Here is an 11,786-nt window from a genome sequence, read left to right on the forward strand (position 1 = left end):
CTGATGGATTAAGACTATGCCTTTACGACGGATCACCCCTGGACTGAACGCGCTGCTTGCTTCCGGCATGGTTCTTTTGCTGGCGCCTTATAGCGACAGCATGGCCGCCGAGCGCGTGCAGCAAATCGGCGGCGTGATTATCCCGCAGGCTTTCAGCCAGGCTTTGCAGGACGGCATGAGCATTCCTCTGTTTATTCATCTTGAAGGCAGCCGCGATAATCAGAACGATCAGCGTATCGGCGCCGCGTATATCTGGCTTGATGGCGATGTGCTGCGGGTTCGGCAAATCACCCTCGAAGAGGGCGATGACAACGCTCGCGTCAGCGACGAGACGCGTCAACAGCTCAGCCGTTTATCCAATGAGGCTTTCAACGACGCGCTGAAGATTCCCTTAACCGATGCCGCGCAGCTGCAACTTAGTCTGCGCCAGTTGCTGCTGCAACTGGTGGTGAAACGTGAGGCGCTGGGAACCGTGCTGCGGTCGCGCAGCGAGGATATTGGCCAGTCGAGCGTTAAAACTTTCAGTAATAATCTCACTTACAACCTCGGGGTCTACAACAACCAGATGCGTAGCGGCGGCAGTAATACCTCCAGCTATCTGTCACTCAATAGTGTTAGCGCGCTGCGCGAGCATCACGTGGTGCTCGACGGCTCGCTGTACGGCATCGGCACCAGCCACCAGGACAACGAACTGTATAAAGCGATGTACGAGCGCGACTTCGCCGGGCACCGTTTTGCCGGCGGGATGCTGGATACCTGGAATTTACAATCGCTGGGGCCGATGACCGCGATTTCGGCCGGTAAAATCTACGGCGCGTCGTGGGGCAACCAGGCCAGCTCGACGGTATTTGACAACAGCCAGTCGGCAACGCCAGTGGTGGCATTCTTACCGGCGGCAGGCGAGGTTCACCTGATGCGCGACGGGCGCCTGTTAAGCGTGCAGAACTTCGTCATGGGTAATCATGAAGTTGATACCCGAGGCCTGCCGTACGGTATTTACGACGTTGACGTCGAAGTTATCGTTAACGGAAGAGTGGTCAGCAAACGCACCCAACGCGTCAACAAACTGTTCAGCCGTGGACGCGGCGCGGGCGCGCCGCTGGCCTGGCAAATCTGGGGCGGTAGTTTCCACATGGACCGCTGGTCGGAAAGCGGTAAAAAGACGCAGCCGGCGAAAGAGAGCTGGCTGGCGGGGGCGTCGGCTTCCGGATCGTTGAGTACGCTCAGTTGGGCGGCCACCGGCTACGGCTACGATAGCAACGCCGTCGGCGAAACGCGCATTACGCTGCCGCTAACCGAGGCGGTGAATATTAACCTGCAAAACATGCTGGCCAGCGACAGCTCCTGGAGCAGCATCGGCAGCGTCAGCGCCACCTTACCCGGCGGCTTTAGCTCGTTGTGGATTAACCAGGAGAAGACCGTCATCGGCGATAAGCTGCGCCGCAGCGATGCCGATAACCGGGCGATCGGCGGCACGCTGAACCTGAACGCCCTGTGGTCAAAACTAGGTACTTTTAGCATCAGCTACAACGATGATCGCCGCTACAACAGCCATTACTACACGGCGGATTATTACCAGACGATTTATAGCGGCTCTTTTGGCTCGCTAGGCCTGCGCGCGGGCTTACAGCGCTATAACAACGGCGATAGCAACGCCAACACCGGGAAATATATCGCCCTCGATTTATCACTGCCGCTGGGCAACTGGTTCAGCGCCGGGATGACCCACCAGAACGGCTATACCATGGCCAACATTTCGGCGCGTAAGCAGTTTGATGAAGGAGCGATTCGAACCGTCGGCGCCAATATTTCGCGGGCGATTTCCGGCGATACCGGCGACGACAAAACCTTAAGCGGCGGCGCTTATACGCAGTTTGAAACGCGCTATACCAACGGCACGCTGAACGTCAACAGCGGCGCCGACGGCTACGTGAACACCAACCTGACCGCCAGCGGCAGCGTCGGCTGGCAGGGGAAAAATATCGCCGCCAGCGGAAGAACCGACGGCAACGCCGGGGTGATCTTCAATACCGGGCTGGAAGACGACGGCAAGCTCAGCGCTAAGGTTAACGGGCGCATCGTGCAGCTCAGCGGTAAACGCAATTATCTGCCGCTGTCGCCGTACAGCCGCTATGAAGTCGAACTGCAGAACAGTAAAAACTCGATCGACAGTTACGACATTGTCAGCGGCCGTAAGAGCCACCTGACGCTTTATCCCGGTAACGTGGCGGTGATCGAGCCGGAAGTGAAGCAGATGGTCACCGTCTCGGGGCGCATCCGCGCCGAAGACGGCACGCTGCTGGCGAACGCGCGCATTAATAACCATATCGGGCGCACCCGTACCGATGAGAACGGTGAATTTGTCATGGATGTCGATAAAAAATATCCCACCATCGATTTTAGCTACGGCGGAAATAAAACCTGCGAAGTGGCGCTGGAGCTCAGCCAGGCGCGCGGCGCGGTGTGGGTAGGGGACGTAGTATGCAGCGGTCTCTCTTCATGGGCGGCGGCGCAGCAGACAGGAGAAGGTAATGAAAGCTAAGTGGCTACTCGCTTTGGCGACGCTGACGATTGCGCCGCTGGCGATGAACGCTAAGGCGGCGGTGACAAAATATTCTGAAGCTGCTGCTCCGGCGCGCGAATTTGTCTTTGTCGAGAACAACTCTGATGACAACTTCTTTGTCACCCCTGGCGGCGCGCTGGATCCCCGTCTGACCGGCTCAAACCGCTGGACCGGGTTAAAATCAACCGGTTCTGGCGATACCGCGTACCGTCAGGTCAGTCTGGGTTATATCGATGATGGTCACAACCATGGGATCTCCGCTAATTACCGGTTTGATATGTGGCTGGATAATGCGCCGGTCTCTCACCCTTTACTGGGTTTACGGTGTATTAACTGGTACTCGGGATGCGACCTGGCAACCAGCCTGATTTTACCCCAGTCAACCGATGCTAATGGATTTTACGGCGTCTCAACGGGGAGCGGGACGAAATGGCGGCACGGGATGATGTCCGATGCCTTTTATCAATACCTGCAGCAGATGCCGATCGGCGGTAGTTTTACGATGACGATTAATTCCTGTCAGACATCGGTCGCTTACGATGCGAGCAAAGGCGAGCGTTGTAAAGATCAGGCGTCAGGTACCTGGTATATCCGTGACGTAACCCATACCAAAGCGGGGCACTTACGCCTGATAAACACCCACTCACTGGCGGAAGTGTTTATCAACAGCGACGGCGTGCCCACGCTGGGTGAAGGCAATGCCGATTGCCGTACACAAACGATTGGTTCTCGCTCCGGTTTAAGCTGCAAAATGGTTAACTATACGCTGCAGACTAATGGGTTAAGCAACAGTTCGATTCACATTTTCCCGGCTATCAGTAACTCTGCGCTGGCATCGGCAGTAGGTAACTACGATATGCAGTTCAGCCTTGACGGTAACTCATGGAAACCGGTCAACGGCATTCTGCAGTATTACACTTTCAACGAGATGAAGAGCTCTGATTCTATTTACGTCTTTTTCTCCAGTAACTTTTTCAAGCAGATGGTGGCGTTGGGCATTAGCGACATCAACACCAAAGACTTGTTTAACTTCCGTTTTTATAACACCACTTCGCCGGAATCCGGCTGGTATGAATTTTCGACATCCAATAGCCTGATTATCAAACCGCGTGATTTCAGCATCAGCATTATCTCCGATGAGTACACCTCGGCGCCTACGCGTGAGGGTTACGTCGGCAGCGGCGAACCGGCGCTGGATTTCGGCTACATCGTCACCACCAGTGGCAAAACCGCCGCCGATGAGGTGTTGATTAAAGTGACCGGTCCGGCACAGGCGATTGGCGGGCGCTCGTATTGTCTGTTCAGCTCGGCGGACGGTACCGCGCAGGTGCCATTTCCGGCGTCGCTCTCTTTCATTACCCAAAGCGGGGCGACGAAAAGTTACGATGCCGGCTGCGACGATAGCTGGCACGACATGACCGATGCGCTATGGCTGACCACGCCGTGGACTGATATTTCCGGCGATGTGGGGCAGATGGATAAAACAACGGTGCGCTTCTCGATTGCTATGGACGATCCTATCTCGCTGCGCACTATCACCGACAACGGCTGGTTTGGCGAAGTCAGCGCTTCAGGAGAGATTCATGTCCAGGCGACGTGGCGTAACATTAATTAAGCTGACGCTGGCGAGCCTGTGGCTGCTGGCCGCGCCGCTGGCGCAGGCGATTTCTGTCGGTAATCTGACCTTTTCGCTGGCCTCTGACGCTGAGTTTGCGGCGAAAAGGGTGATTAACAACAATAAAAGCGCGCGGCTATATCGGGTGTCGGTGGTGGGTATCGACCGGCCCGGCGGCCATGAGGTTCGTGCCCGCCCGGCGGACGGCGAACTGCTGTTCGCCCCGCGCCAGCTGACGCTGCAGGCGGGTGAAAGCGAATATTTTAAGTTCTATTATCACGGGCCGAAGGATAACCGCGAACGCTACTATCGGGTCTCGTTTCGCGAAATTCCCACCCGCAACCTGGTGATGCGCGCCCCGGCGGGCGGGCAGATCAGCATGGAGCCGGTGGTGGTGATGGATACCATTCTGGTGGTACGCCCGCGGCAGGTTCAGTTTAAATGGGCGTTCGATAAAGCGGCGGGAAGCGTCAGTAATACCGGCAATACCTGGTTTAAGCTGCTGATCAAACCGGGATGCGACACCACGGAAGAGGAGGGGGACGCCTGGTATCTGCGCCCCGGCGATGTCGTTCGCCAGTCGTCGCTGCGTAAGCCCGGCAACCACTACATCATCTATAACGAGAAATTTATTAAAATCAGCAATGATTGCCCGGTGAAATAGCCGGGCATTCGCCTGATTTATTCCTCGTTCAGCAACTGACTCACCAGCGCGATATGGGTCTTAATGCCGACCGCCAGCGCATCTTCGTCGATGCGAAAATGCGGGTTGTGCACGTTCCACGTCGCCCCTTTTTGCGGGTTGCCACAGCCGATAAACAGGAAGGTACCGGGGATTTTCTCCTGGTAGGAGGAGAAATCCTCGCTGCCGAATAGCGCCTTATCCTGCAGCTGCAGCGTGCCTGCCGGGAAATGGCGGGCTATGGCTTCGCGGGCGATATGATTGGTGGCGTCGTGGTTGTTGCCCACCGCATAGCCCTGCTGCCATTTGATTTCGTAGCTGGCGCCGTGGGCGGCGGTGATGCCGTCGATAATCCGCGCCATCAGCGGCGGTACCGCCTCGCGCACCTGCTGGCTATGGGTACGCAGCGTCCCGGCCAGACGCGCGCTGTCGGGGATCACGTTATAGCTATCGCCGGCCTGAAAAGTGGCGATAGTTAGCACCGGCGCGTTGGCCGGGTCGATATGGCGGGCGACGATCTGCTGCAGCGCGCCGACCACTTCCGCGCCGATGGTCACCGGATCGATACAGTGCTGCGGCATCGAGCCGTGGCCGCCTTTGCCGCGAATGGTGATATCAAAGTTATCGCTGGAAGCGACGTACACCCCCTCTTTCAGGGTTATCACGCCAACCGGGCTGGTGGGGAAAACATGCAGGCCGAAAATATGTTCAACGTCGTCAACCACGCCCAGCTCAACCAGCTCACGCGCGCCGCCCGGCGGCACCTCTTCCGCGGGCTGGAAGATGAATTTAATGCTGCCGTGCAGCTGTTCGCGAAGCTGGCACAAGACTTTCGCCGCCCCCATCAGCATCGCGGTATGCGCGTCGTGACCGCAGGCGTGCATCACGCCGGGCTTCGTTGAGCAGAATGCTTCACCACTCTCTTCCTGGAGCGGCAGGGCATCGATATCGGCACGCAGCGCCCACATGGGCCCAGGATGCGCGCCACGCAGTACGGCAATCACGCTATTTTCCAGCGGGCGGCTGATCTCAAGGCCGGAAAATAGCGCCAGCTCGCGGGCGATGTAATCGGCGGTCGGCTTCTCGTTAAACGACAGATCCGGGTGGGCGTGGATATGCCGACGCCAGCGCAGCGCTTCCTCGGCCGCGGCGGAAATGAATTGTTCAGTGGCGTAATGCATCAGTGACTCCTTCAATCAATTACGGGCTGACTGACGACGGTTTTACGTTTCATGAGCGGTAGCACCGCCAGCGCGGAGCAAACCATCGCCAGTGAAAGAAACAGGAAAGCGCTGGCGTAGCCGTGGGTTTTCTCCACCAGATAGCCAATGACGATCGGCGAGACAAAGCCGCCGAGGGTACCGCCGGTATTAATCAGACCGATGGCCGAGCCCATCATATTTTCCGGCAGGCGCTTCATCGGCAGGGTAAAGGCGGTGACGAAGGTCGACATCAGGAAAATTTCGCCGATAAACAGCAGCAGGCTGGCGATAAGCGGCGTCCGGGCGTGGAAGATGGCGAAGATCGCCACGGCGCTGATTAGCGCGCTAATAGCAATCACCAGCGGTTCGCGATTAAGAAAATATTTACCCACCAGCCAGCCGGTACCGAGCGATGAGATCCAGATCCCAAGCCCCCCCGCGGCCACCACGTAGCCGGATGCAGACAGCGACATCCCCATACTCTGAACAAAAAACTTCGGCAGCCAGGCCATCAGGCCATAGCTGGGAATATTGACGCAAAAGATAGCCAGAAAGAGCAGGATAACCGTGGGGTTACGCCACAGGGCGGCGCCGGCGGCGCTCTGTTTCGCGACCATCGCCGTCGGTTGTCGGCGCGGCACGCGCAGGGCGATCAGCAGGGCGATAGCGCAGGCCACGATCCCCAGTACGGTGAACGACAGATGCCAGCCAAGCAGCGCCAGCGCGTTAACGGCGATAATCGGCCCAATGGTCATTGCCAGTCCCGCTGACGACAGCAATATCGATTGGGCGAAGGTACGTTGTTCTAGAGTGAAGTTGCTTACCACCGCCTTGGCGCAGGAGCAGGGATAGCCTGAATGGCCGACGCCTGACAGAAAGCGGAACAGCAGCAGCAGGCCGAAGCTCGCTCCCAGCAGGCCAAAGCACAGCGCGAATATCCCCAGCGCCGCCAGCGACAGCACCAGCATCGTTTTGTAGCCAATGCGATCGTTAAGCCAGCCCGCCGGCACCTGAAACAGCGAATAGGCGAGAAAAAAGATGCCGGTAATGTAGCCCAGCTGTTCGGCGTTGAGGCCGAACTCCTTTTCGATAGGCAGCAGCGCGAAGCCGGTGACGGTTTTGTCGATATAAACGACCACGTAGCCGATAAACAGTAAGAAGATCATCTGAGACTGACTTTTCATTTTTTTCCGCCCGGTGTCTCATGGTTGCATGTGTTGTCGTGGGGGAATCCCCTACTGCATCCTCAGGCTTTACCCGCGCGGCGGGAAGATATAATTTTTCTATAGGTGATGCTTTTTTCTGATAGGGGTGAGCGGTGAAATATCTTCCCAAATTAAACCAGCTGCAGGCGCTACGGCAGGTGGCGCGTAGCGGCAGCATCCGCTCGGCGGCGCGTGAACTGGGGCAATCGCAGCCGGCGCTGAGCCGGACATTACGTGAGCTGGAGCAAATCCTCGGTACGCAACTTTTTCTGCGCAGTAAAGAAGGCGTCGCCCTGACCGAAGCGGGAATCGCTTTCTTACAGCGCGCGGAGTGGGTGCTGGAGGAGCTGCGGCGCGCGGCGGATGAGGTGGAACAGATTAACCATGTCACCCACGGTCGGCTGACGGTCGGCTTTTCGTCGCTGATTGCCCTGACGGTGTTTCCGCAGGTGGCCGAAGGATTTAAGCAAGCGCTGCCGCAGGTACAGATGACGGTGAAAGAGGGGCAGCTTTCGTCGCTGCTGCCGGGCGTCCGCAGCGGAGAGATTGACCTGGCGATCGGATCGGTCGACCCGATGCATCCGCCGGAAGGGGTGATGCTGGAACCGCTGTTTACCGCGCCGTTCTGCGTCATCGCGCGCAAGGGGCATCCGCTGGCCCAGGAGAGCGATCTGCTGGCGCTGCGTAAAGCCCGCTGGCTGCTGCCGGAGTCGCCGATGGGTTACTATCAGCAGCTACAAAACGAGCTGATTCACTTTTATCGCCAGGTGTCGATTACCCCGCTACGCACCGACTCGGTCATTGTCGGTTTGCAGATGGTACTGGAATCCGATTATCTGACCATCGTCGCGCGCGCCATGAGCCAGCCGCTGCAGCTTGGCGATAAGCTGGTCACGCTGCCGGTATCCACGCTCCCGGCGGCGCAGTATTGCGCGGTATGGTCGCAAAAATCGGCGCTCACCGCCAATGCCCGGCTGTTTCTCAATCGACTGCGAAGCGCCTGTCAGCGCTACGCCTGGTAAAACGGCGGCTCGCCAGCTGGCTGAGGGCGCAGCACAGCAAATAGTAAACCGCGCCGGTAAAGACGAATATCGCCAGCGGATAGATTTGCACCCGGTTATTGACCTGCCCGGCGACGGTGGTGAGTTCCGGCACGTTGACGATAAACGCCAGCGAGGTGTCTTTCAGCAGGCCGATAAAAATGCCGACCAGCGACGGCTGGACGTTGCGCAGCGCCTGCGGCAGCAGGATTAAGCGTAGCGTCTGGCCGGGGGCGAATCCCTGCGTCAGCGCCGCTTCATGCTGGCCGCCGGGCAGGGCGCGCAGCCCCGCCAGCACCGAGTGCATCACCGAGGCGGCGGTGAACCACGCCAACGCCAGCGTGACCGTCACCGCGCCCGGCAGATCGCCGCCGGTCATCATCGGCAGCAGATACCATAGCCAAAAAATAACGAAGATCAGCGGGATACCGCGAATAATTTCCGCCCACAGGAACAGCAGACGACGGACCGCTCCGCCGTAGCGCCAGGCGGCGCAGGCCAGCAGGATCCCACCCGGTAGCGCCAGCGCGGTTGCGCCGATGGCCATTAGTAAGGTGAGCGCCACGCCGCCGGGTTGGCCTTCCGCCAGCCGTCCCCACAGCAGATAATCAAGGTTGTCGGCGATCACCGCGAGGTTAGCGTTCATGTTGTGCGCTCCGTGGCTGACGATATCCCGGACCGAAGCGCGTCAGCGCCAGCCCCATAGCGATACCCAGCGCCAGATACAGTGCGGTGCCGATAGCAAAGGCCTCCAGCGCGTGGGCGTTATAGCTTTCGATTTGCCGCACCTGATAGGTGAGTTCGGCAAAGCCGATACCACTGGCCAGCGAAGAGAGTTTCATCAGGTTCAGGTACTGGCCGACAATCGGCTGCCAGGCGTTGGCCAGCCCCTGCGGCAGCAGAATAAAACGTAATTCACCCCACGGGCTAAATCCCTGCGACAGCGCCGCTTCGCGCTGGCCGTGGCTGACGGCGCGCAGTCCGGCGGCAATCTCTTCCACCAGAAATGCCGAGGTAAATACGCCGAGCCCCCACATTGAGCAGAGAAATTCCGGCGTCAGCCACCAGACGTCGCCCGGTAGAATCGACCAGCTATGGGAGTCGTTGATAAAATCGCGCGCCGCCAGCGGCAGCAGGTTCCAGGCGGCGAGGTACCAGAACAGCAGTTGAACCAGCAGCGGCGTATTGCGAAACAGCGATACCCACGCCGCCACCAGCCAGCGGCCGGGGCGTCCGCCGCCGAGACGCAGGGCCAGCAGCAGGATCGCCAGCGCGGTGGCCAGCAGTATCCCGGCCACGCTGACCCAGACGGTAGTGAGAAAACCGGAGATAATCCACTGTAGCGGCTGGCCGCTAAGTACGCCATGCCAGTCGAGAATTGCCATCACTCAATGCTCTCCTGATGCAGCGGGTCGAGCACCTTCTGCAGAAAACGGCGGGTACGCGCATGCTGCGGGCGGGCGAAAAATTCCGCCGGCGGCGCGGTTTCGAGGATTTCGCCACCGTCGATAAACACCACCCGGTCGGCGATTTCGCGGGCAAACTGCATCTCGTGAGTGACCACCACCATGGTGATACCGCTGTGGGCCAGGGCTTTCATCACCTGTAGCACTTCGCCGATCATCTCCGGATCCAGCGCCGAGGTCGGTTCATCAAACAGGATGATTTGCGGCGAGGAGGCAAGGGCGCGGGCGATGGCGACGCGCTGCTGCTGGCCGCCGGAAAGCTGAGCGGGCATCTGCCGCGCTTTATCCGTGAGACCGACCTGGGTGAGTAATTCCAGCGCCCGCTGCTGGGCGGCATCGTGTTGCCAGCCGTGCACGCGCTCCAGCGCGAGGGTAATATTCTCCTGCGCCGTCAGGTGAGCGTAGAGATTGAACTGCTGAAAAACGAAGCCGATCCGGCTGCGTAATTGGCGCAGCGCGCTGCCGGTCAGGCGGCGGGTCGGTTTGCCATCGATGAGGATCTCGCCGTCGCTTAACGATTCAAGCTGGTTGATCAGGCGGATCAGCGTTGATTTACCCGATCCTGATGGCCCGAGGATCGCCACCACTTCGCCGGGGTTGACCGTTAAATTAACGCCGTTAAGTACCTGATGATCGCCGTAGCGTTTAACCACGTCGCGAAAGGTAATACTGGCCTGCTGCAGATGCGAGAAATCCGCGGCCGAAGCCGCGGAGCGTGAAAATAAGGCGGAAAACATCAGGGTTATTTCGCTTCTATGGTAAAGGCGCGCGGCTGAGGAGAGGCGGTGCCAGGGCCAAACCAGGTGTCGTAGATTTTCGCCGCCTGGCCGGATTTTTCCAGCTTAACCAACTCGTCGTTCACCGCTTTCAGCAGCGCCGGTTCGCCTTTTTTCACGCCGACGCCAATCTCTTCTTTGCTCAGCAAATCCGGCAGAATTTTAAAGTTGGCTTTATCCGGCGCGCCCGCCAGTAGCCCGGCGAGAATGGTGCTGTCCTGGGTTATCGCCTGCACGTTACCGTTTCGCAGGGCGGTCAGCGCCAATGGAATATCGTCATAGGAGAGTACCCGCGACTGCGGGAAGCGCTGGTGCAGCGCCTGTTCGCCGGTGGTACCTTTTACCGCGCCGATACGCGCTTTGCTGTAGTCATCCAGTTTATCCGGCGACTTAGCCGGAACCAGGAACTGCTGGCCGGTCACAAAGTAGGGCGTTGAGAAATCAATTACCTGCGCGCGCTCCGGGGTAATGGTGATATCGGCGACGATCAGGTCGGCCTTACCGGATTGCAACAGCGGAATACGGTTAGCCGGGTTAGTGGCCACCAGCTCAAGCTTGACGCCAAGAGATTTTGCCAGAGCTTGCGCGAAATCGACGTCGTAACCCACCAGCTGATGGGTTTTAGCATCCACGGAACCAAACGGCGGGTTGGCGTCGAAAGTGGCGACTTTCACCACCCCGGCGGCTTTGATATCGGCTAACTGGTCGGCCTGCGCCTGGGCGGCCAGCAGCAGCGCGCCCAGCGCAAAAGCGATTTTGGTATAAGTTTTATGCATCATCATTCCCCTGAATCCCTGTTTTGTTTTGTGTTTATCACGCTCCCACAAAAGCGCCTCGTCCGGCAAAGAAGAAAAAATTCTTATCTATAACCAAAATCTCTTAATAAAAATGGGGGTATTACTGTTAACCAAATCGCTTTTACAGGAAGGGGTTAGTCACCGAAGCGCAGCGGCGAATATGCATCTTCCAGGATTACAAATTCGGAATTGATATTTCCCGCCCGTCGGCGATTGTGGTTGAAATAACAACAACGCAAACCCGACCGATGGAGGAGAAATGAAAGTAGCGCTGTGGCAACGGATTACCGGCTGGCTGGCTTTTTTATCTAACGGAGAAGCCGGGCAGCAAGATGGTCAACGGATGATGGAGGCGATCTTGCCGGTCGCCAGCCTGTATGGCGTGGATCTCGGCAACGTGGAAACCCGGTGGTTTCGCCATGACAAAACATACTGAGCGG

The 11,786-nt window shown here is 58.3% G+C and carries 11 protein-coding genes; 5 read left to right on the plus strand and 6 right to left on the minus strand.

The window, feature by feature from the left end; genetic code table 11:
• Positions 1-16 precede the first annotated feature (16 nt).
• The 3 genes from ACSEMK_RS00175 to ACSEMK_RS00185 are packed head-to-tail and all read left to right on the plus strand — an operon-like array spanning position 17 to position 4,842.
• Positions 17-2,542, plus strand: a complete 2,526-nt coding sequence (locus tag ACSEMK_RS00175; protein ID WP_308958682.1) for a fimbrial biogenesis outer membrane usher protein — start codon at positions 17-19, stop codon at positions 2,540-2,542.
• Between the two features lie 43 nt (positions 2,543-2,585).
• Entirely contained in the window at positions 2,586-4,178 is a 1,593-nt protein-coding gene (gene ecpD, locus ACSEMK_RS00180) for a fimbrial adhesin EcpD (RefSeq protein WP_227503936.1), read from the plus strand.
• Entirely contained in the window at positions 4,147-4,842 is a 696-nt protein-coding gene (locus ACSEMK_RS00185) for a fimbria/pilus periplasmic chaperone (protein WP_113373710.1), read from the plus strand. Before ecpD ends, ACSEMK_RS00185 begins: the two co-directional genes overlap by 32 nt.
• A gap of 17 nt (positions 4,843-4,859) precedes the next feature.
• Here the strand turns inward: ACSEMK_RS00185 and ACSEMK_RS00190 are convergent, their stop codons facing one another.
• Positions 4,860-6,041: an amidohydrolase gene (locus ACSEMK_RS00190; RefSeq protein WP_430914454.1), complete on the minus strand. Its 1,182-nt coding sequence runs from the start codon at positions 6,039-6,041 to the stop codon at positions 4,860-4,862.
• An 11-nt stretch (positions 6,042-6,052) separates the two neighbouring features.
• Positions 6,053-7,246: an MFS transporter gene (locus ACSEMK_RS00195; RefSeq protein ID WP_316425265.1), complete on the minus strand. Its 1,194-nt coding sequence runs from the start codon at positions 7,244-7,246 to the stop codon at positions 6,053-6,055.
• Positions 7,247-7,380: 134 nt separating this feature from the next.
• Here ACSEMK_RS00195 and ACSEMK_RS00200 point away from each other — a divergent pair, with 134 nt between their 5' ends.
• Positions 7,381-8,289: a LysR substrate-binding domain-containing protein gene (locus tag ACSEMK_RS00200; RefSeq protein ID WP_213794280.1), complete on the plus strand. Its 909-nt coding sequence runs from the start codon at positions 7,381-7,383 to the stop codon at positions 8,287-8,289.
• Here the strand turns inward: ACSEMK_RS00200 and ACSEMK_RS00205 are convergent.
• From ACSEMK_RS00205 to ACSEMK_RS00220, 4 genes are read right to left on the minus strand one after another with little or no spacing between them, the layout of a single operon-like run.
• The gene (locus tag ACSEMK_RS00205; protein WP_213794279.1) at positions 8,249-8,953 is read right to left on the minus strand and encodes an amino acid ABC transporter permease; all 705 of its coding nucleotides are present in this window, start codon (positions 8,951-8,953) and stop codon (positions 8,249-8,251) included. The two genes, ACSEMK_RS00200 and ACSEMK_RS00205, sit on opposite strands and share 41 nt — an antisense overlap.
• Complete coding sequence (locus ACSEMK_RS00210; RefSeq protein WP_435336266.1) at positions 8,943-9,695, minus strand: amino acid ABC transporter permease; 753 nt, start codon at positions 9,693-9,695, stop codon at positions 8,943-8,945. Before ACSEMK_RS00210 ends, ACSEMK_RS00205 begins: the two co-directional genes overlap by 11 nt.
• Positions 9,692-10,510, minus strand: a complete 819-nt coding sequence (locus tag ACSEMK_RS00215; RefSeq protein ID WP_087859198.1) for an amino acid ABC transporter ATP-binding protein — start codon at positions 10,508-10,510, stop codon at positions 9,692-9,694. Before ACSEMK_RS00215 ends, ACSEMK_RS00210 begins: the two co-directional genes overlap by 4 nt.
• A 5-nt stretch (positions 10,511-10,515) precedes the next feature.
• Entirely contained in the window at positions 10,516-11,325 is an 810-nt protein-coding gene (locus ACSEMK_RS00220) for an ABC transporter substrate-binding protein (RefSeq protein WP_372585012.1), read from the minus strand.
• A gap of 280 nt (positions 11,326-11,605) precedes the next feature.
• Between ACSEMK_RS00220 and ACSEMK_RS00225 the strand changes: the two genes are divergently transcribed.
• Positions 11,606-11,782 carry a hypothetical protein gene (locus ACSEMK_RS00225; protein WP_015368101.1) on the plus strand — a complete coding sequence of 59 codons (177 nt, stop codon included), beginning with the start codon at positions 11,606-11,608 and terminating at the stop codon, positions 11,780-11,782.
• Positions 11,783-11,786 lie beyond the last annotated feature (4 nt).

This window comes from Klebsiella sp. K-3, from assembly GCF_051207495.1.
Classification (GTDB): Bacteria; Pseudomonadota; Gammaproteobacteria; order Enterobacterales; family Enterobacteriaceae; genus Klebsiella; species Klebsiella aerogenes.